Annotated in this window: 20 protein-coding genes and 1 pseudogene; 13 read left to right on the top strand and 8 right to left on the bottom strand. The window is 35.4% G+C overall.

Annotation, left to right across the window (positions count from 1 at the left end; all coding sequences use genetic code 11):
* Nucleotides 1-299: 299 nt before the first annotated feature.
* Nucleotides 300-1,232 carry a sulfate/molybdate ABC transporter ATP-binding protein gene (locus B0B05_RS12565; protein WP_076783981.1) on the bottom strand — a complete coding sequence of 311 codons (933 nt, stop codon included), beginning with the start codon at nucleotides 1,230-1,232 and terminating at the stop codon, nucleotides 300-302.
* Between the two features lie 216 nt (nucleotides 1,233-1,448).
* On the opposite strand from B0B05_RS12565, the gene B0B05_RS12560 reads away from it, so the two are divergent.
* The 4 genes from B0B05_RS12560 to B0B05_RS12545 all read left to right on the top strand — a co-directional run bounded on the left by B0B05_RS12560 (nucleotide 1,449) and on the right by B0B05_RS12545 (nucleotide 5,791).
* Complete coding sequence (locus B0B05_RS12560; RefSeq protein ID WP_076783980.1) at nucleotides 1,449-2,108, top strand: YceI family protein; 660 nt, start codon at nucleotides 1,449-1,451, stop codon at nucleotides 2,106-2,108.
* Between the two features lie 115 nt (nucleotides 2,109-2,223).
* Nucleotides 2,224-3,234, top strand: a complete 1,011-nt coding sequence (gene pheS / locus B0B05_RS12555; protein WP_076783979.1) for a phenylalanine--tRNA ligase subunit alpha — start codon at nucleotides 2,224-2,226, stop codon at nucleotides 3,232-3,234.
* Nucleotides 3,235-3,375: 141 nt separating this feature from the next.
* Nucleotides 3,376-5,064, top strand: coding sequence for a sensor histidine kinase (locus tag B0B05_RS12550; protein WP_076783978.1), 1,689 nt, complete (start codon nucleotides 3,376-3,378; stop codon nucleotides 5,062-5,064).
* Between the two features lie 85 nt (nucleotides 5,065-5,149).
* A complete protein-coding gene (locus B0B05_RS12545) occupies nucleotides 5,150-5,791 on the top strand; it encodes a response regulator (RefSeq protein ID WP_076783977.1) in 642 nt (213 codons plus the stop codon).
* A 106-nt stretch (nucleotides 5,792-5,897) separates the two neighbouring features.
* Here the strand turns inward: B0B05_RS12545 and B0B05_RS16650 are convergent, their stop codons facing one another.
* Nucleotides 5,898-6,050, bottom strand: a complete 153-nt coding sequence (locus B0B05_RS16650) for a hypothetical protein (RefSeq protein WP_159435878.1) — start codon at nucleotides 6,048-6,050, stop codon at nucleotides 5,898-5,900.
* Between the two features lie 67 nt (nucleotides 6,051-6,117).
* On the opposite strand from B0B05_RS16650, the gene B0B05_RS12540 reads away from it, so the two are divergent.
* Nucleotides 6,118-6,573, top strand: a complete 456-nt coding sequence (locus tag B0B05_RS12540; RefSeq protein ID WP_076783976.1) for a hypothetical protein — start codon at nucleotides 6,118-6,120, stop codon at nucleotides 6,571-6,573.
* A gap of 65 nt (nucleotides 6,574-6,638) precedes the next feature.
* Here B0B05_RS12540 and B0B05_RS12535 read toward each other — a convergent pair whose 3' ends face one another.
* From B0B05_RS12535 to B0B05_RS12515, 5 genes are all read right to left on the bottom strand, one after another.
* Complete coding sequence (locus tag B0B05_RS12535) at nucleotides 6,639-8,153, bottom strand: alkaline phosphatase (RefSeq protein WP_076783975.1); 1,515 nt, start codon at nucleotides 8,151-8,153, stop codon at nucleotides 6,639-6,641.
* A gap of 46 nt (nucleotides 8,154-8,199) precedes the next feature.
* Nucleotides 8,200-9,405 carry a GTP-binding protein gene (locus B0B05_RS12530; RefSeq protein WP_076783974.1) on the bottom strand — a complete coding sequence of 402 codons (1,206 nt, stop codon included), beginning with the start codon at nucleotides 9,403-9,405 and terminating at the stop codon, nucleotides 8,200-8,202.
* A gap of 2 nt (nucleotides 9,406-9,407) precedes the next feature.
* Nucleotides 9,408-9,746, bottom strand: a complete 339-nt coding sequence (locus tag B0B05_RS12525) for a MerC domain-containing protein (protein WP_076783973.1) — start codon at nucleotides 9,744-9,746, stop codon at nucleotides 9,408-9,410.
* Between the two features lie 247 nt (nucleotides 9,747-9,993).
* On the bottom strand, nucleotides 9,994-10,701 hold the full coding sequence (locus tag B0B05_RS12520) for an LrgB family protein (RefSeq protein WP_076783972.1): 708 nt from the start codon (nucleotides 10,699-10,701) through the stop codon (nucleotides 9,994-9,996).
* Entirely contained in the window at nucleotides 10,698-11,045 is a 348-nt protein-coding gene (locus B0B05_RS12515) for a CidA/LrgA family protein (protein WP_076783971.1), read from the bottom strand. The genes B0B05_RS12520 and B0B05_RS12515 overlap by 4 nt, the downstream gene beginning before the upstream one ends.
* Nucleotides 11,046-11,565: 520 nt before the next feature.
* On the opposite strand from B0B05_RS12515, the gene B0B05_RS12510 reads away from it, so the two are divergent.
* The 8 genes from B0B05_RS12510 (at nucleotide 11,566) to B0B05_RS12475 (ending at nucleotide 18,742) form a co-directional block, all read left to right on the top strand.
* Nucleotides 11,566-12,909 carry a site-specific integrase gene (locus B0B05_RS12510; RefSeq protein WP_051259717.1) on the top strand — a complete coding sequence of 448 codons (1,344 nt, stop codon included), beginning with the start codon at nucleotides 11,566-11,568 and terminating at the stop codon, nucleotides 12,907-12,909.
* On the top strand, nucleotides 12,906-13,859 hold the full coding sequence (locus B0B05_RS12505) for a hypothetical protein (protein ID WP_076783970.1): 954 nt from the start codon (nucleotides 12,906-12,908) through the stop codon (nucleotides 13,857-13,859). The genes B0B05_RS12510 and B0B05_RS12505 overlap by 4 nt, the downstream gene beginning before the upstream one ends.
* Nucleotides 13,860-14,055: 196 nt before the next feature.
* Nucleotides 14,056-14,361 carry a DUF3853 family protein gene (locus B0B05_RS12500; protein WP_028123571.1) on the top strand — a complete coding sequence of 102 codons (306 nt, stop codon included), beginning with the start codon at nucleotides 14,056-14,058 and terminating at the stop codon, nucleotides 14,359-14,361.
* Nucleotides 14,362-14,408: 47 nt separating this feature from the next.
* On the top strand, nucleotides 14,409-15,578 hold the full coding sequence (locus B0B05_RS12495) for a VapE domain-containing protein (RefSeq protein WP_028123570.1): 1,170 nt from the start codon (nucleotides 14,409-14,411) through the stop codon (nucleotides 15,576-15,578).
* 249 nt (nucleotides 15,579-15,827) lie between these two features.
* Nucleotides 15,828-16,715 carry a toprim domain-containing protein gene (locus B0B05_RS12490; RefSeq protein WP_028123569.1) on the top strand — a complete coding sequence of 296 codons (888 nt, stop codon included), beginning with the start codon at nucleotides 15,828-15,830 and terminating at the stop codon, nucleotides 16,713-16,715.
* 136 nt (nucleotides 16,716-16,851) lie between these two features.
* Nucleotides 16,852-17,322 (top strand): hypothetical protein, encoded by a 471-nt coding sequence (locus tag B0B05_RS12485; protein ID WP_028123568.1) that lies wholly within the window; start codon nucleotides 16,852-16,854, stop codon nucleotides 17,320-17,322.
* Nucleotides 17,319-18,173: a relaxase/mobilization nuclease domain-containing protein gene (locus tag B0B05_RS12480; RefSeq protein ID WP_051259716.1), complete on the top strand. Its 855-nt coding sequence runs from the start codon at nucleotides 17,319-17,321 to the stop codon at nucleotides 18,171-18,173. Before B0B05_RS12485 ends, B0B05_RS12480 begins: the two co-directional genes overlap by 4 nt.
* Nucleotides 18,174-18,178: 5 nt before the next feature.
* On the top strand, nucleotides 18,179-18,742 hold the full coding sequence (locus tag B0B05_RS12475) for a hypothetical protein (protein WP_028123567.1): 564 nt from the start codon (nucleotides 18,179-18,181) through the stop codon (nucleotides 18,740-18,742).
* A 315-nt stretch (nucleotides 18,743-19,057) separates the two neighbouring features.
* On the opposite strand, the pseudogene B0B05_RS12470 reads toward B0B05_RS12475, so the two are convergent.
* Nucleotides 19,058-19,302: pseudogene (locus tag B0B05_RS12470) on the bottom strand (hypothetical protein); the annotation flags it as partial.

Raw genomic sequence — 19,302 nt, 5'->3', positions numbered from 1 at the left:
GCCAAACACTTCTGCTCTGCTCAGCCTTGCCTGTCTGATACCGACTGCCAGACTGAGCCAGGCCGAAACCTGTAAGAATTAAACAAAAAAAAGGAAAGATTTGGCAGGGTAATCTTCCAAAGACTTCGATTGTTCACAGAATCGGAACTAATTTTCAGTCTCTAAGGCAGAAAGAGAATTAACCAAAAAATTCCTTTAAATTTTTATTAAAACAAATTTATAATAAAAAAATAAGTTTCAACAAACTGTAAATGTATAAGTTATCCATATTTTATCCACAATCTGTTTTTTAAACAGCATCAAAATTGTACAAATACGGTTCCTGCTAAAGGATGATCGGTATAAACAATAATCGGCTTGCCTTTCATCTGAAGCTTATTCCTGTAATGCGAGCCGGCAAAACGGCTTTCCGAAACTTCTGCTTCTACTCCATTTGTAGTGATACTGATCTGATGCGGAAAATAGTGTTTCTTATAAAGGCCTAATTCCCGCTTCTCCTCTTCTGTAAACAGATTAACTTCACCAAGCAGCTTGGCTACATAATCATTATAAGGGTTTTCGTACGTTTCTTTTGCAGAATCAGCTTGTATAAGCCGGCCTTGCTGAAGAACTATAACCTTGTCCGCCCATGGCAAAACCTCCTCAAGGTCGTGGGTAGAGATCAACAAGCTGAGATTATTGTCCTTCACATAACTAAACAGTTTATCCCGAAGTTCAAATTTCCTGGAAAAATCAAGGTTACTGAAAGGCTCATCCAACAAAATCATTTTTGGAAGAACGGCCAAAGCCCTGGCAATGGCAACTCTCTGTTGTTGGCCGCCGCTCAGGTTTATAGGCAGGACATCTGCGTAATCTGTAAGCCCGACAATATCAAGCAATTTCTGCACTTTTTCTTTCTTTGAGCCAAGATTGATATTAGAAATAAATTTCCCAACGTTATCGGCAACGGTGCCATAAGGCATCAGATCATAGTTTTGGGCCACAAACTTCATGTCAGCCTCGCCCGGAACCAGATTAGACTTTGGCCCGCGCAAAAGACGTCCATCAAACATAATCTCACCGCTTTGCCAGTCCATCAGTCCATATATAAGACTCAGCAGCGTAGATTTACCACAACCACTTTCTCCCGCCACGGCGATGATCTGCCCTTTTTCCACATTCAGATTGAGGTTCTGAAACAGCGGTTTGTTGGTCTGATAATTGAAATAAAGATTTTTGACTTCTAAAAGCATTTTTACACAAATTAATATTTGGAAGTGTAGGAATTTTATTTATTTTAGCAAAGAACGTAAAACTTACTAAAAAATAAAACTTTTTGATTCAAAATCGTTTAACGAATCGACTGCCAATAGGAAAATAAGAAGATATAAAGTTGCCTTGATTTGAAAACCTAAACACCTGTCAATATCGGGCGATCGCATATAACCATTAAAAATAAAAATCAAAGTATGAAAAAGAGAACAATCCTGTCTGCACTGTTATTGATATCTGCCACTGCCATGATCATCTCTTGCGGTAAGGACAAACCTGTAACCAGCGAAAGCAATGAGGTATTAACCACTAATGATGGCCAAATCTACACTATAGACACGCTTAACAGCAAAGCAGAATGGAAAGGATTTAAGGTCGTGAAATCCGACAACACCAGTCATATAGGGACTTTAAAATTCGAAAGTGGCGAAGTAACTGTAAAGAATAACAAGCTGGAAAGCGGGCAGTTTGTAGTAGACATGACGTCCATTTCTAACACAGATCTTAAGGACAGCGAAAGCAACAGCAAACTGGTTGGCCATCTGAAAAGTGCCGATTTCTTTGATGTCAACAAATTTCCAACGGCAAGTTTTGAGATTACAAAAATATCGGAAGCTCCTGCAGGAGGCGATTATAACACCATTCTGGATGGTAATCTCACACTGAAGGGCATTACAAAACCAGCCAGCTTCAACGCCAATGTAAAAGTTGCTAACGGCGAGCTGAGTATTGCTACAGAACCGAAGGACATCAACCGGGATGAGTTTGGCATTAAGTTCCAGATGCCCGCTGCAGAAGGCCTGATAAAAAATGAAATCAACGTCCAGATGAGCATAAAAGCGATCGAAAAGAAGTAAAACCAATCGCCCGACAAGATTTAATTCACAATCTGCCTGCTACAAGGCAGATTTTTTTGTAGAATTTTTATTTTAAAAGTCGTATTTTTGCACTCTACGATTTTTATACAAGATAATGCTAGAGAAAATTGATGAATTGCTGGTAGAAGTACAAAATTTTCGGTCTTCTGCAAAAGATGAGATAGAACAGTTCCGTATCAGATTCAACGGAAAAAAAGGTGTTTTGAATGATTTTTTTGAAAGATTCAAAGAAGTTCCTAATGAGCAGAAACGTGATTTTGGCCAAAAAATAAACAGCCTGAAGCAGGCAGTCAATGCTAAGCTGGAAGAGCTGAAACCATCATCGCAAAGCCAGATTATTGTTGAGAAAGAAGACCTTACAAGACCTGCCTTCCCTTTGGAACTGGGCTCCCGTCATCCTATCAATCTTGTTAAAAATAAAATTATTGACATTTTTAAATCGATTGGTTTTGCTGTAGCAGACGGACCCGAGATAGAAGATGACTGGCATAATTTTACAGCACTCAACCTTCCGGAATATCATCCGGCGAGAGATATGCAGGATACATTCTTTATAGAGCAAAATCCTGATGTGTTGCTGAGAACCCACACCTCATCTGTACAAATCCGCTATATGGAAAATAACGAGCCGCCAATGAGGATCCTGGCGCCGGGAAGGGTTTTCCGAAACGAAGCGGTGTCGTCTCGCTCGCACTGTATTTTCCACCAGATCGAAGGCTTATATATTGATGAGAACGTAAGTTTTGCAGATCTTAAGCAAACCATTCAGTTTTTCACAACAGAACTTTTTGGCAAATCAAAGATAAGAATGAGGCCTTCTTACTTCCCATTTACAGAACCAAGTGCAGAGGTTGATGTCTATTGGGGCCTTAATTCAGAAACCGATTACAGGATTACAAAAGGAACCGGATGGCTGGAGATTATGGGCTGTGGGATGGTAGATCCTGCCGTTCTCAAAAATGTCAATATAGATCCTGACAAATTCTCGGGATATGCCTTTGGAATGGGGATCGAAAGAATTGTAATGTTGCTTTACCAAATGAGCGATATCAGAATGTTTTTTGAAAACGATATCAGAATGCTGGAACAGTTCAAGACATTATAATCCAATAAAACTAGCTGAAAAAATAGATCCTGCAAATACAATTTGCAGGTTTTTTATTATCTTTACTCAACTGCAGATGCAGAAAAACACACAACAAACGATGAAAAGAAAAATTAAAATGATGAACCTGCAAGCTTCCGGTTGCGGAAGTTTATACACTACTCTCTTCTGCTCTGTATACTGCTGATTCAGCTGCTGATAGCCGGTTTCTTTTATAATGAATTCGTCAGCCGTAAAAATTCAAAATTTATACAAAACCAACTGGATCAGATCAATACAGTTGAAAAAATAACAGACAACTCCAGAAAACAACTTTTACAATCTCAGGATTTTTTCCAAAAATACCTGATCACCAATGATAAAAAATTTCTGGAAGCATACTTTGAATCCGTGAACCGTCTTACCAAAAATTTTGAGAGTATCAACCGTTTCAAAAATCCAAATTTGACCAAAATACTGATCCGTAAAACGGCTGACACATCAGAATTCAGAAAACTTAAACAGCTGGCAGACTCTACCTATCAGTTTTCTACAAAGTCTGGTTTTAAAATTCGGGAAGACATCCCTCAGTTAAAAAAAGCTGATTTTGATTATAATTTTGACAAATTTGATATCCAGACGCAGACCTACTCAGACACCGTTAAGAAGAAAGGCCTTTTCGGAAGATTAGGCGACGCCATTGTGGGAAAGGAAAATGTAAGAAAAGAAAGCACCGTTATCACGGTTAAAAACGGAGGAGCTACCAATGATGTTACCAAAATAAAAAGTGAGATGGACAGTCTTATGAAATCGGTGAACAATCATTACACCCACGAGTTTAAAAAAATACAGCTGAATATCACAAAAAACAGAGACGGAAGCAGCAGGTTTTACAAGATATTCAACAACTTACTGATTTACAGCAATGATCTGATGATGATCTATGAGCATGCCGTAAAAGATGCTAAAGCAGAACTGGAAAATGAGTTGGAAAAGCAAAATTCGGCATCCAACAACATCCGGCACAACCTAATCTTAGGAGCCATGATCCTCATGTTTATTGTTTCTGTACTCATCATGTATCTTACCCGGATTGCCTTTGTATACGAGAAAAAATTGAGTTCTGCCAATCTGCAGATCCGGGAAAACCTGAACTTTAAAAATCGAATTTTGGGAATGTTGAGCCACGAGCTGAGATCGCCCCTCAAAATTATTGGTATTTTCATCAACAGAATCAACAAAAGAACAGAGGATGAGACCGTGAAGCAATACCTGAAATCTATCAGTTTCACCAATGATTCTCTCCTTATACAGGCCAATCAGATATTGGAGTATACCAAAAATCAAAATAAGGCTAATAAGATTGTGCCTACTGCATTCAACCTAAGAAACGAGATCACAGCGATCCTGGCCTCAGTAAAACCGTTCATAGAAACAAGAAATAATCAGTTCCTGACGGATATTAATATTAATCCCAAGCTGGAAATTTTCTCAGACCGAACCAAGATTCACCAGATTTTTATGAACATTCTGGGCAATGCCAACAAGTTTACGGAAAACGGAGAAATCAGCGTGATATCAAAGTCCGAAGTTGTTGACGAAAAAACCATAACTCTGACTACCGAAATAAGAGATACAGGTGCCGGAATATCAAAATCTGACCTGGAAAACATATTCGACCCTTATTACCAGGGCGTTTTATCAGAAGATGTAGAAAATCTGGGTGCAGGACTGGGACTGAGCCTCTGTAAAGAAATTGTAGAACTTTTTGGAGGGGAAATTACAGTAGAAAGCGACCTGGGAAAAGGCACAACCGTGAGGTTTTCTCTCAAATTAAGTATTAACTTATGAAATCAGCATTAACAACTTTGCAGGCCAACACCGATGAAGATTAAAGACGACTCCATAAGACTATTAAAAATATAAATATCTACATATGAATATAGATATCAGCACCAATTTTTTGTTGGCAGACGATCACAGCCTAATACGTCAGGCGCTGCTTATATTACTTGAAGAAATTGGCATCGAGGGCGAAATTTACCAGGCATCCAATCTGTCACAGGTCATGGAAAATATCCAAACAAAACCGGTAGATATTGCGGTTATAGATGCGCATTTCCCAGACGGGAACAGCCTTAGCATTATCCAGGAAATCAAAAAGATGAAGCCGGAAATCCGGATCCTGATATTCACCGGAATTGATGAAAATACCCAGTCACTTAAATTTATCAATGCCGGCGCAGACGGTTTCCTCAGCAAAATGGCAGAGGAAGAAGAAACCAAACAGGCGATCATACAGATGATGCAATCAGGCAAATATCTGTCCCGCATGACGAAGGCATTACTGATGACATCGGTCCAAAATCCTTCGTTAATCAATCCGCTAAAAACACTGACAGACCGCGAGCTGGAAATTGCTGAATTATATGCTAAAGGCCTGGGGAATCTGGAAATTGCCAATCGGCTAAGCCTCAAACAGAATACAGTAAGCACAGTTAAAAAAAGAATTTTTGAGAAACTGAATGTCGATAATGTGATGGCACTGGCAGACCTTATCAAAAATTATAACAGCTAATATCTTAATCAGGAATTAGGATGTTAGATATTAGATTTAAGATCTGCGCTTTAAATCCTGCAAATTTATTGCAATTACTTACTTTAACAATTTTGTAGAAAAAAATCTACAACCACAGAGAAATACATCTAGCCTGTTTCTTTGGAATACCATACCCTCTTACGATATCTTTGTCCTCATAAAGGTGAACGACAGTGGAAAACAAGATAACCACATTCGGGAACCAGATTCTGAAAACACACATAATGAAATCGGACATTTTTTACAGAGCTTTTATGCTCTGTAAGAGATTCTGATAATGCGTTAACAAAAATGAGTCGAACAGGATGAAGGTCAGCAATCAAACACAAATCAGATTACTTCTATGCGGTTATCTTATTCTTCTTTTGATTGATATTGTATTTCTAAAATTTGGGTCAATTGTTATTGCCGTCAATCAATCTCTGTTATACACTGTATTTGCCCTGACTGCATTATTTATCATCTGGAGAATCAGCCTGCTGAGAAGTTTTGAACTGGAAACTACAGAGCATATTTTCTCAATTAAGTATGGCCATCCGTTATCAGGAGAACTCAAACAAATTATAGAAGTCCCTTTGCAAAAAATACTCTTTCTAAAGATTGAAAAGGGCTTGATTAATAACTTTTTGATCGTTAGCATCAATTCTAAAAAAGGAATGAAAAATTTCTATTTCAGGACGGGGTTACTTAGCGACAAAGAACTTGAAACATTAAAGACAATCACCAAACTCGGCAACATCGCCGAACTTGATTTAACATAAATCAATTATTAGTAGTAATATTTAGTTTTTATCAGAACCTGCAAAATCTTTTTGCAGGTTTTACTTTATGCTAATCCTGTAGCAAGCAACATCAGATTGTGAAGGTCTGTATTTTTAACAAAAGGTTTCAAAAGGTTGCTTCCCGGCCCATACATTGTCAGCTCAACGTAATCACCGGAATGATCCATACTGATCCAGCCAACGGAATTATGTTTCTTCTGGATATCCGAATATAATTTAAATGGTAGTTTTTTATAGTTGTAAAGGCCATCTTCTTTTTCCAGACCCTGATAAAACCCCAGCAAATGTTTGGCTTCTTCATCTGTCAGGCGAAACCTGTTGGTTTCAAAAATCCAATCTTTAATCTGTTGCAGGTTATGATTTGCGTGGATACTATTAAGAATATATTCGTTGGTAAACTTGTAATGTGCAATGCTGTCAAAATTGGCAGTAGCCTCTGCACCATATATTGTTCCAGGATTGGCATTGCCATGATCCGTTGTAATAACTACCAAAGTGTTACCATCTTTTTCGGCAAAATCAACCGCTGTTTTTACAGCCTCATCAAAAGCAAGCTGATCATGGATAAGCGCAGAAATATCATTAGCATGGGCAGCCCAGTCTACTTTTCCGCCTTCAACCTGCAAAACAAAACCATCGGGATGATCCTTTAAATGATTAATGGCTGCAGAAGTCATATCAGCAAGGCTTGGCGTGCTCTGCAATTCCTCTCTACCAGCCCTATCAACATCAAACGGCAGTGCTCCGGTATTGTAAACACCAAGGATTTTTTTATTCCTGTCAATAGCAGAAGTCATATCAGCAAGGCTTGGCGTGCTCTGCAATTCCTCTCTACCAGCCCTATCAACAGCAAACGGCAGTGCTCCGGTATTGTAAACACCAAGGATTTTTTTATTCCTGTCAATATTGGAAAGGTCTGCTCTGGTTTTCAAAACCTGATAACCTTTTTGTTTATAAACCGCATAAAGATCTTTCTTATCTGTACGCTTTTCAGGATTAAAAAACTCATCACCGCCACCCATCATTACATCAAAACCAATCTCCGCATACATCTCTGCGATCTCCGGTTCGGCATTTCTCTTCTCAGAATTGATGCAAAATCCTGCCGGCGTAGCATGTGTAATAGTAACCGTCGTCACGCAACCTGCCTTTTTGCCTTTATTTTTGAATTTTTGCCAAATAGGCATATGCCTTTCACCATTAGCACCGACATTCAGCACACCGTTTTTCACCCGCACACCACCACCAAATGCTGAGCTTGCCGCCGCGGAATCTGTGACGATAGAGCTGGCGGACGCCGTATCCATCAATGCTCTGGCAACTCGGTTTTCCAGATAAAGATTCATCCAGCAAGTGTTTCTGCCAAGGATGTTTCGGGAATATAAGTTAGCCATGGAAAGCGTGCCACTGCTCATCCCGTCGCTGATCATAAAAATAATATTTTTAGCCTGACCTTTTTTGGATTCTTCTGTTTGTCCGGATGCAAGAAGATCCATTGGACTAATGCTCAGCAGGCCTGTCATAAGCGCGGAACCTTTTATAAATTTTCTCCTGTCCATAATTATCAGTAATGTTTATAAGGATTTTTAAATTGTAATAAGGCCTCTATATATTTTTGGGGAAAGGATCCTGAAAGGTGCTTGGTTTATCAAACCACACTTTCTCCTGATCTGTAAGCAGGCAATTATCTAAATCGCCAACGATCTGATCTCTATCCAGATCCTGGCCTATAAAAACGAGTTCATTCATTCGGTCTGCCCAATCAGTATCCCAACGCTGTTCTATTGATTGCTGATTTTCGACAAAAGACGGATACATCTCTCTGTTATTCATCGGCATGCTTCCCCACCATACACCGGCTTTTTCTATACGTAGTGAGCCGCCTGCCTGAGAAAAACTGATGGCATCATCAGGCCTTGACGCCAGCCAGAACAACCCTTTGGCACGCAGGCAGCCATCAGGATAGTGCCGACTCAAAAAGTTATAAAAACGCTGTGGATGAAATGGTTTTGGATTTCGGTATACAAAAGAACTGATTCCATATTCTTCGGTTTCCGGCGTATGATTTTCGGTTTCCAATTCTTTTTGCCACCCAGCTGATAATTGTGCCTGTTCAAAATCAAATAGTTTTGTATTGAGTATTTCGGAAGGATCAACCTTTCCAAACTCCGACTTGATGATTTTAGCATCAGGATTCAATTTGTGAATGGCAGAAGTTAACAACCCCACTGTCGATTCATCCACAAGGTCTGTTTTGTTGAGGACAATAACATTAGCAAATTCTATCTGATCTGTCAATAGATTTACAATAGTCCTGTAATCGCCTTCTATATCGGTAAGTTCACGATCCAACAAAAGCTCGTTAGTACCAAAATCCTTAAGGAAATTAAAACAATCTACAACCGTCACCATCGTATCTATATAACTGAAGCGGGACAAATCTATACCATTTACCTCATCCGCATAAGAAAATGTCTGCGCCACCGGAACAGGCTCACTAATGCCCGTACTCTCAATCAACAGATAATCAAAACGCTTTTCTTTAGCCAGTTTTTCCACTTCCAGCATCAGGTCTTCCCGCAGCGTGCAACAGATGCATCCGTTACTCATCTCCACCAGCCTTTCCTCTGTCCTGGATAAGGTATTGCCATTTTCCACCAGGCGCGCATCCACATTCACCTCGCTCATGTCGTTGACGATGACTGCGACCTTCAGCCCATGTCTGTTATGTAAAATATGATTAAGCAATGTTGTCTTGCCTGCCCCTAAAAACCCGCTCAGAACCGTAACGGGCAGTTTTTTAAAATTCATAATTAATGTTTGTGATTCTTAAAATTGATAATATGGCCCGTAATTAAGCCTGCCGCACCCAGATAAATGAGATCAATATGTTTATCGAAAATCAATTCGGCCGCTACCGAAACTGCTATTAAAATAATAGAAACCCAAAAAAGGGATTTTAACCAAAAGGAATGTATTGTTCCGGTTAGCTTGAAAACTACCGCAAACCCAATGACCAAGAAAACCAGATCGATATAAGGATTATGGACAATCGCGATGGGAAGCATCAGCAAAAGCGGAAATGCCAGACAGTGGATAAGACAAAGAAATGCAGCTGACAAACCAACAGCATCCAAAAATTTTGACTTCATAAGTTCTTTAATATGGATGAAAAAGTATACAAACTAAATCAATAATGCAACATAGTTGCGATTAATTAATCTTAATTTAAAATGTTAATTCTGAATATATGAAGAAAGTTACCACATCAAATAAGTTTTATTAGCTGTTAGTGCCATCATTTACAACAAATAAGGCATCAGATTAAGGCAAAAAAAATACTGCATTGCCCATCGACAAATGCAGTATTTATACTGAATAAATCTCTAATTACGTTGCTTAGAAACCTAAAATGGCTTGCATTAGCATAACCAGGTATGGTGCTAACAGAGCGGTAAGAATCCCGTTAATAATTAATCCCAAAGTAGAAAATGCCCCATACGATGCACTGATATCCATTGATTTTGACGTTCCCACAGCATGCGCTGACATCCCCATAGAAAGGCCTTGCGCTATAGGGCTCTGTACTTTCGATTTTTTAAGAATCATATAACCATAAATAGCCCCAAAGATTCCAACAAAAATCACTACACACGACGTAAGTGCCGGGATACCACCAATAGTTTTTGAAACCTCCATGGCAATAGGCGTGGTTACAGATTTTGGAGCTAATGAAAGGATAATTTCTTTTGGAGCACCCATCGCCCAAGCAATCGCAACTACACTTATAATACCAACCGCAGAACCAACTAAAGAACTCACAAGAAGTGGTATGATCTGCTGCTGAATCTTTTTAAGCTGTTGATAGAGAGGAATTGCCAGGCAAACGATAGCCGGTTGCAGCATAAAATCAATTAGTTTGCTGTTCTCGTGGTAAGTTGCATAATCAATATGGAAAACTTCCAAAAAAACAATCAGCAGAATCATGGCGATTAAAATAGGATTCAGCAGGAGGCTTTTGGTTTTTTTCTGAATAATCAATCCAATGTAAAATGCACCAACAGTGATTGCTATAAAAAATGTTGGGTTAAATATGGCTTCTTTCATTTCTTTTTATTTTTAGATCGCATCAACTGGTGTGTCCATCCTGTTGCCACTATCACTAATATCGTGCTCACCAAAGCCGATACAACGATTGGCAAAAACTGTCCGCGGATGATATCCAGGTAAAGCATTACCGAAACACCCGCCGGAACGAAGAAAAATGACATGTGAGAATTAAAAAAATCGCCTAAACTTTTTACTTCTTCTACTTTTACCAATTTGGTAATGAACAGGATGGTCAGCAATATCATCCCAACAATACTTGCAGGAAGCGGAAGCCCTGTGGCAGCAACGATAACATTGCCCGCCGCAAGGCATCCAAATACAATTAATACCGGTTTTATCATAACAATTAAATTATGGTGCAAAGTTCCAAAATGTTTGTGGAACAGCCTTACAATTTCGGAAGTATTTCTGGGAAATGCGTCTATCTTATTTCCAAAATTATGATTCAGAAATGTAGATTGCAGGATTGAGAGAATGCTTAATAAATACTTATATCCTGTAGTCTAATTTGATAAACAAAAGGGATTAGCTTCGGCAACGCTTAAAATGAAGCAGTTAGTGAAGGAGGAATAACTTATTAAAGACCAAATAACGGCTATAATTGTTCAAAAAATAAAAACAGAAAAAATAAGCTTGCGAATAGACCAAAATAATTGCCTCAAATTAGAAGTATTAGGTCCATCCCACTAAATGGATGTAAAAAAAACATCCTCTATTACTAGAGGATGTTTGTAGACCCACAGGGATTTTCACCTACCATTGCTTAAAGCCTCAATAAATATATAAATTGTACATTTTCAATGAATTACTATTTTTATTAATTTTATGATATTCAATAAATCTATTTGGATATCATAAAAAATGGCTGTAATTTTGGCTGTAATTTATTTTAATATTGAGATGATAAATATAAAAAGAAAAATCAACATTGTTTTGGAGAAAAGAAAAAAAGACGGTGTAATAGTTAATCATAATGTTCCGATTTTCTTCCGTGTAACTTTCAATTCAAATAGAGTGAATCTTTTTACAGGTTTTCGTGTTGATAGAAATAATTGGGACGAGAAATTATCTCAAATTAAGAAAGGTATTTCTAATATTAATGGGGAAACTATTGAAGAGATTAACACTAAACTGAGTAATCTTGAGAATGATTTACAGGCTTTTTTCATTAAATGTCAGGTTGAAGATAGAATTCCTGATCTAGATGAATTGAAAATTAGTTTTGGACAGGTTAAAAATAAAGGCAATACAAAAGAGAAAAAAGCTATCAAAACTGATGAAAAGGAAATGGAAATTGAAACTTTTTTCGATACCTTTGATAAATTCACAGATTATTCTGGAAAAGTAAATAATTGGACGATTGATACGTATAAAAAATTTGACGCACTAAAAAATCATTTACTTTCATTCAACCCAAATCTTACTTTTGACAATCTCAATTCCGAAGGTCTTCCAAAATTACTTTCTTATTTTTCTAATACGTTGAAGTTAAACAATGTTACAACGAAAAAGTATTTGAAAAATCTAAAATGGTTTTTGAGATTCGCTGTGAAAAATAATTATTGTGATAATCAATATTTTCAACAGTTTGCACCAAAAATAAAAACGGCGGACAAAGTTGTGGTTTTCTTGTCTGAAGAAGAAATTCTTAAAATTAAAAATTTAGAAATCTCTCAAACCAAAAAATATCTCGAAAGAGTACGTGACGTCCTTCTCTTTACGTGTTTTACAGGATTGAGATATTCCGATGTTCAAAAACTAAAAAAGACAGACATCAAAAATGATAAACTTTATATTGTTACCAAGAAAACGTCTGATTCCATCACAATTGAGTTAAATGATATTTCCAAAGAAATATTAGAAAAATATTTAGAAATCGAAACAGAAATGGCGTTGCCAGTAATTTCAAATCAAAAAATTAATGAATATTTGAAAGAGTTGGGACGTTTAGCCGAAATAGATGAACCGATAAATCACACTTACTTTATCGGAAATAGTAGAAAAGATGACACCAAACCAAAATTTGAATATTTTTCTTCACATATTGGCAGACGTACATTTATTTGCCTTTGTATTTCAAAAGGAATTCCAATTCACGTCGTTATGAAATGGACAGGACATTCGGACTATCAATCGATGAAACCTTATATTGATGTAGTAGATTCCACAAGAGAAGTTCAAATGCAAAAACTTAACATCATATGAAAATATCTGAACACCTTGATACAACACTAAAATTAGAAAAATCACTAAATAATTTAAACAGAGATAATCTATCAAAATCTTTGATTGATAATCTATTTGAATATTCAAAATCTTTGAACGAAATTGAATTTAGTGAATTATTTGAACACAAAAGACCTGGTTTAATTTACAAAGAATACAAAAATTCCATACAGAGATTGAAATTTCTTATTCATTATAAAAAGGATGTTTTAGGATTTAATAAAATTTCAAATCTAATAGAGAAAGAATCTGCGAAAGAAAAAAGCGAATATGATTTTCACTATAAGCAATTACGTGAAATTAGTTCAGAAGAAAGAGAACTGAATTCCAAATTAGAAAGTTGGGCTTACAAATATGCCAATGATTCAATTGAAATTAAGCAATTAAATGATGAATACGAAATAGTTAAGAAAAAATACAACAATGAACAAAATATTAGTTCTTCTTTGTATCAAAAATGGGAATCTAAAAAACGTGGTTTGTCTTATCTTTTAAACATTAATCCTATTGAAATTACCAATCAAATTAATGAGATTGAAAATCAACTTTTAAGACTTGATCATTTCGAGAAATATTCCGAAAAATTGTTGAAAGAAGAAAGATTGGTTTATTTTATCCATAAAATTTTTGTCGAATTAAAATTAATCAAGCATATCGGCTATGTGGAATTTTCTAATCAACTATTAGAAAGTAAAATAATGACATTGGAAAAAGAGCAAAAAAAAGACAGAAATATCGCTTATGCAATCAATTGCATTGCAAATGAATTTATTTTACCTGAATCAGCCACTAATTGGAAAAAAGATATGGTAGATTATTTTGAAATAAAAGATTTTGAAAAGAAAATCAATCCTTCTGAAGAAAATAAAAACGAAATTGACAAGGAAATTGACGACATTATTTCTCTCGCAAAAATGAACTCCTTTTAATCTCATAAAATTGATTAAAATCAATAAACATTTCAAAAAATCACATTTTGACACACTTAGAATTTTATAGAATCTCAAAATAGTTTAAAATATTATAATTTATTGAAAATCAGCACAAATAATTGTGCTGATTTTTATTTTGAATTTTTCTGAATTTCAAAAACTTCCAAATTTTGTATCAGAAAATTTTAAAACAATGGATACACAAAATTTATTATCAAAGCCTATTTGGCAAATGACGGGGGAGGAATTTTTGACACTAACAAAAACAGAAAACCAGAACAAAACAGAAAAGATTCAGTCTGAATCATCAGCGAAAGCAAATCCAAAATTGGTTTATGGTATTCGTGGAATTGCAAATCTTTTTGATTGTTCTATTGCAACTGCAAATCGAATTAAAAAAAGTGGTGTAATTGATGGGGCAATTTTCCAACGAAACAGAACCATAGTCGTAAATGCAGACGAAGCCCTCAAATTATTTAATGACAGTGAGAAAAAATAAAACTCAGGTTATTCATTAAAAAAAATCAGGCTGTTAAACTGAAGTAGATGGGAAAAGCTCAAAAACGGTATCAAACAGAAGCAGGTTCAGTCACGGTCTTTGATAAGGTCATCAAATATCTGAACCAAAAATACAAAGTCCGGTACAATGAAGTTGCTTTAGAATTTGAAATCCGTACCGAAAATGAAGATTGGGACGAACTCAATATCAATTCCTTGTTTATTGAGTTGATTCAATTTGGGATTAATATCACTTTGAATAAGTTGGAGATTTTGCTGAAAAGTCATTGGATAGAGAAATACAATCCGATTGAAAATTACTTTAAAAATCTACCAAAATGGAACGGTGAGAATCATATTCAAAAGTTAGCAAATTACATCACGACAACCGATAATGCATCGTTTCAAAATCATTTTGAAAAATGGTTAACGAGAGCGGTTTTGTGTTCACTAAAGAAAGGGTACGTCAACAAACAATGTTTCGTTTTGTTCAATACCAAACAAAATTCTGGAAAGACAAGTTTTTTGAGATTCCTGATTCCAACCGAATTAGAAAAATATTATACCGAAGATATTGGAATTGATAAAGATGGATTGATTTCTCTTTGTAAATCTTTGATTATCAACATTGATGAACTTTCGGTGATGTCTAAAATTGATGTGAATACGCTGAAATCCTTTATTTCCAAAAATACTATTAATGCAAGATTACCTTACGACAGAAAATCGTCATTAATGCACAGAACGGCTTCTTTTTGTGGTTCCACTAATCGTTCTGATTTTTTAACCGATGAAACAGGAAGTGTGCGTTGGCAAATTTTTGAAGTGTTGGAAATTGATTTCAATTATTCTAAGGAAATCAATATTAATCAAGTTTGGGCTCAAGCATATTTCAATGCTTTTGAAAGAAAAAACTACAATCCGGAACTCACTGCTGAAGACATTCTGGAAAACGAGAAACGGAATGAAAAATACAAACAAATCAGTTTGGAGCAGGAAATTATTATCACTCATTTTGAAAAATCTGAAAATAAAAATGAATTCCTCACTGCAACTGATATTATGTTGGCGATGAATAATGCTTTGGGAGTTCGGTTAAACATTATAAAAATCGGAAAAGCATTAACGGTTTTAAATTATGAACGGATAAAACATTCCAAAAGACAAGTCTATGGTTATGTAATCAAACGAAAAATCGAAGAATCAAAAAACGAATAGTAGCAAATCGACTTACCTCAATTACCAACTTACCTAAAATCTTTTAAAACTATTATTAATAAAGGTTTTTCTAATAAGGTAACATTAAAATTTCTTCTTACCTAAGTTACCAATTTATAAACTTTGAAAAGGTAAATAGGTAGAAAAAGGTAACTGACAAAAATTAACCAAAACTCTTTCTAACAAAGACTTTGGTAGAAAGGTAAGAAGATTCTGAAAAAACTTACAAAACTTTAAAATATTAAAAAAATGAACTGTAAAACCGCAAACGAAAATATTAATATTAGAGAGATTTTGGATAGTTTTTCTCTTTTTCCAAGCAAAGAAAATTTGAAATCAGCATTTTATTTTGCTTTTGACCGAAAAGAACGGACACCAAGTGTAATCGTCAATTTTGGAAAAAATACAGCTTTCGATTTTGGAACTGGCAAACAATACGATAATGTTTCTTTGGTTCAAGCCATTAAAAAGTGTTCGGTTTCTGAAGCATTGGAATATCTGAGACAATTTGAATTTTCAAGTTTTGATAGAAATGACAATTCGAAAAATAAACAAAATTCTGATAAAAAGTCAAAAACCAATTATGAGATTTTGGAAATTAAAAATGTAGAACGTTCTTCACTTTTGAGTTATTTAAAATCCCGAAATCTGGAAAGTCAAAAATCGGATTTAAAGGAAATTTATTATTTGCTTCATGACAAAAATTATTTCGGACTTGGTTTCAAAAACAATTCAAGCGGTTACGAAATCCGCAATAAATATTCAAAAATCTGTCTCGGAAAAAAGGATATTTCTACGATTAAAAACGGAAGTGAAACGTTGAGAATTTTTGAAGGATTTACGGATTATTTATCATTCAAAATTTTGGAAAAATCACTCGAAAAAGAACCTTCGGATTACCTGATTTTAAATTCGGTTTCTATACTTTTCAAAGCTAAAACTGAACTTGAAAACCATCAAAAAGTTGAACTCTATTTTGATAATGATGAAGCTGGAAATTTGGCAACCGAACAATTAATCAATCTACATAAAAATATCACAGACGAACGTTTGCTCTACAAAAATCACAAAGATTTGAATGCGTTTTTGATGAATAATGAAATTAAAGAAGAACGTCGTCCAAAATATGGCAGATAGTGAGTGCAAAAAGTACCCAATGTTTACAAAAAGCGTGGACGCTAATTGTAAAATTGGAACTTTTTGGTTTTTTCCTATCGTCAAAAACGTCTTGAAAAACAAACTGAATGTTGATAAATAATAAATACACAAAAATATGGAGAATGATTTTTTGAAAAGTTTTGTCCTGAAAGTCTCCCGTGAGCAGGAACAAAAAAAAGAGACGGAAAAAAGGAAACAATACTTCCGTGAACTCGGAAAAAAAGGAGGGCTGAAAAAGAAAAGTGCGAACCATCTTTTACGAGTTGTTTCCGTGCGATTTACCGAAAAGGAATTTAAGTTTCTGGAGGACGAAGCTAATAAATACAGTTTGAAAATTTCGACCCTTCTTCGAATGGTAGCAACAAAAGAGGAGTTGAAAGCTAAGGAATTTGAAACTGATAAAATCCTTTTGGAATATGGCAATAACTTTATCCGAATCACCAACCTTTTGCGAAATTCCGAATGGTCTGCTTTTGAAAATAAAAAAAATATCCTGCTGGAAATCGAAACCGTTTTGACATTGATAAAACAATACCTCTATCAAAAGATTCACGAACGGGAGAATCTGATGAATGAAGAATTATGAATAATTCGGCAACAACAAGACTGATTTCCAAAATCGCTTTGGAATACAACGGAACTGACAAAGGAACGGCGAAGATGCTTGGAACAAACAATCTTCTCGGAAGCAGTCCTGAAGAACAATTTTTGGAAATGAAAGCAATAGCAAAAAGAAATTCCAATGTCAAAAAATGGGCTTTGACAGGTTATATCTCACCACCAAAAGAAACAGGCGACCAACTTTCTGATGCAGAACTGGCGAAAATCACGATACAGGCTCTTGCAAAAGTCGGAGTTTCGGAAAACAACCAATATCGCTTGGATGTCCACAATTCTACGAAACAAAAGCATATTCATTTCGTGGTAAACCGGATTGACACTTTTGGAAAATGTACGGTCAAATCCCACAATATCGGGGAGAATTTCGGTAAGGCTGTAAGGGAAATCTGTAGAGATTTGGGTATAAAGACAGACATCGAAACAGGCATTGATAAAAGAAATGAGATGTATGAGAATCTGGTTGCCAGTATCGGAAATTCTAAAAATTTTGAAGAGCTGGTTTTGGAAATGTCGAATCGGGGTTATTTGGTTTCATTGTCGAGCAATGTCAAGGTCGGGATTTCGGGAATGAGAATCGTTCTTAAAACAGATATCAACGATGAAACCTCACGTCAGTATAAAGCAGGATACAAGCTTTCGGAAATTACTAGCAAGCTGAAAATATCGGAAATAAAGAAAATCTTTGAAGATAAAACAAAACGCTCGGAACAATTGAAAACATCAAATGATTCGGAATTTCTTAGACAAAATAAACGGAATGAGGATTTGAGAAATAATGAAATGAAAATAGAGAACAATAAAAAATTTAAACGTTAAAAATTATGGACAATACACAAAAAGACGGAATGGAGATTTTGAATCAAGTTATAGAATCCTGTAAAGCAAATATTGAATCTAACACAGAAACTAAAGCTTCAGTTGAAGATTATATGAATGTATCTTCAGAACTTGAACAATCTGTATCGGCTTTGATAAATATAATCGATGAAACATCAAGAACTTATCAAAAAGAAAATGAAATATTTAAGAAAACCGTAAGTCAAATCCCGAAAATAATTATTGCGGAATTATCTCAGCAAAGTATTGAAGCTTTACGAAAATCGAATCTTGTTTGGGGTATTTTTGGTGCAATTTTACTGTCATTTTCGACAATTCTAATAAGTGGAAATCTTGCATTCAAATGGTATTCCGAAAGTATCCGTTCCAAAAGCGAGCTTAGAGAGGAAATCCTTTCCGAATTTGAAAAGGATGGAAAACTGCTATATCCTAAAGACGACATTCAAAAATTAGAAAACAACACCGAACTTGTACAAAAATGGATTAATAAAAACCCGAAAGATGCGGAGAAATTCCTGAGATTCAAAGATGGTTACGAAGCTAAATAGGTCTATTGTCTTTATTTTTTTTAAAGTTTGGAAAACAAAATAGTAAGTGGGTTGGAAAATATTAAAAATAAACAGAACCAAAAGAGTAGATTAAAACGGTAAATATTTGAAAATTTATTCTTAATAGTCTTAAATCATACATAATAATTTATATAAAAATTGCACAATTAAAAATTTATTTTAAATTTGCTATAGTCAAATTTTATAAAAAAATCACTATCAAACGGATAAACACACAAATGAGTAATATTCCTTCATAAAACATTGTTTTTCAATATGTTTTTATAAGAATACAAAAACCCACCTCTCTGTTTTTCAGAACAATTCTGTCTGTATCCAAGGTGGTTTTCTTCGTTTTTTCTGTTTCGTGTAAGTTCTCCTGCTGTTCTGTACCATCCAAAATATTTCCAGATGGCTGATTAAATGAATCCTGATGAGTGCCGCAATGGTAGAAAATGCCTTTTTGCTCTTTGATTTTACACGTAGAACCTGCAACAGTAGCTGTGCAATCAGGGTACACCAAATTTGGGTTTTGATGCCGTTTTCTGTTTCGGAATAAA

This window comes from Epilithonimonas bovis DSM 19482 (assembly GCF_900108115.1).
Lineage (GTDB): Bacteria > Bacteroidota > Bacteroidia > Flavobacteriales > Weeksellaceae > Epilithonimonas > Epilithonimonas bovis.
The sequence above is the reverse complement of the archived record's forward strand: the minus strand, read 5'-3'. Positions and strand labels throughout refer to the sequence as shown.

What these genes read in the sequence shown, in the direction of transcription:
- B0B05_RS12485 (WP_028123568.1), top strand. Translation starts at nt 16,852, where the DNA reads ATGGAGAATGATTTTTTGAAAAGTTTTGTCCTGAAAGTCTCCCGTGAG.
- B0B05_RS12495 (WP_028123570.1), top strand. Translation starts at nt 14,409, where the DNA reads ATGGGAAAAGCTCAAAAACGGTATCAAACAGAAGCAGGTTCAGTCACG.
- B0B05_RS12490 (WP_028123569.1), top strand. Translation starts at nt 15,828, where the DNA reads ATGAACTGTAAAACCGCAAACGAAAATATTAATATTAGAGAGATTTTG.
- B0B05_RS12500 (WP_028123571.1), top strand. Translation starts at nt 14,056, where the DNA reads ATGGATACACAAAATTTATTATCAAAGCCTATTTGGCAAATGACGGGG.
- B0B05_RS12475 (WP_028123567.1), top strand. Translation starts at nt 18,179, where the DNA reads ATGGACAATACACAAAAAGACGGAATGGAGATTTTGAATCAAGTTATA.
- B0B05_RS12530 (WP_076783974.1), bottom strand. Translation starts at nt 9,405, where the DNA reads ATGAATTTTAAAAAACTGCCCGTTACGGTTCTGAGCGGGTTTTTAGGG.
- B0B05_RS12505 (WP_076783970.1), top strand. Translation starts at nt 12,906, where the DNA reads ATGAAAATATCTGAACACCTTGATACAACACTAAAATTAGAAAAATCA.
- B0B05_RS12510 (WP_051259717.1), top strand. Translation starts at nt 11,566, where the DNA reads ATGGCTGTAATTTTGGCTGTAATTTATTTTAATATTGAGATGATAAAT.
- B0B05_RS12480 (WP_051259716.1), top strand. Translation starts at nt 17,319, where the DNA reads ATGAATAATTCGGCAACAACAAGACTGATTTCCAAAATCGCTTTGGAA.
- B0B05_RS16650 (WP_159435878.1), bottom strand. Translation starts at nt 6,050, where the DNA reads ATGTCCGATTTCATTATGTGTGTTTTCAGAATCTGGTTCCCGAATGTG.
- B0B05_RS12525 (WP_076783973.1), bottom strand. Translation starts at nt 9,746, where the DNA reads ATGAAGTCAAAATTTTTGGATGCTGTTGGTTTGTCAGCTGCATTTCTT.
- B0B05_RS12515 (WP_076783971.1), bottom strand. Translation starts at nt 11,045, where the DNA reads ATGATAAAACCGGTATTAATTGTATTTGGATGCCTTGCGGCGGGCAAT.
- B0B05_RS12565 (WP_076783981.1), bottom strand. Translation starts at nt 1,232, where the DNA reads ATGCTTTTAGAAGTCAAAAATCTTTATTTCAATTATCAGACCAACAAA.
- B0B05_RS12535 (WP_076783975.1), bottom strand. Translation starts at nt 8,153, where the DNA reads ATGGACAGGAGAAAATTTATAAAAGGTTCCGCGCTTATGACAGGCCTG.
- B0B05_RS12520 (WP_076783972.1), bottom strand. Translation starts at nt 10,701, where the DNA reads ATGAAAGAAGCCATATTTAACCCAACATTTTTTATAGCAATCACTGTT.
- pheS (WP_076783979.1), top strand. Translation starts at nt 2,224, where the DNA reads ATGCTAGAGAAAATTGATGAATTGCTGGTAGAAGTACAAAATTTTCGG.
- B0B05_RS12540 (WP_076783976.1), top strand. Translation starts at nt 6,118, where the DNA reads ATGAAGGTCAGCAATCAAACACAAATCAGATTACTTCTATGCGGTTAT.
- B0B05_RS12560 (WP_076783980.1), top strand. Translation starts at nt 1,449, where the DNA reads ATGAAAAAGAGAACAATCCTGTCTGCACTGTTATTGATATCTGCCACT.
- B0B05_RS12545 (WP_076783977.1), top strand. Translation starts at nt 5,150, where the DNA reads ATGAATATAGATATCAGCACCAATTTTTTGTTGGCAGACGATCACAGC.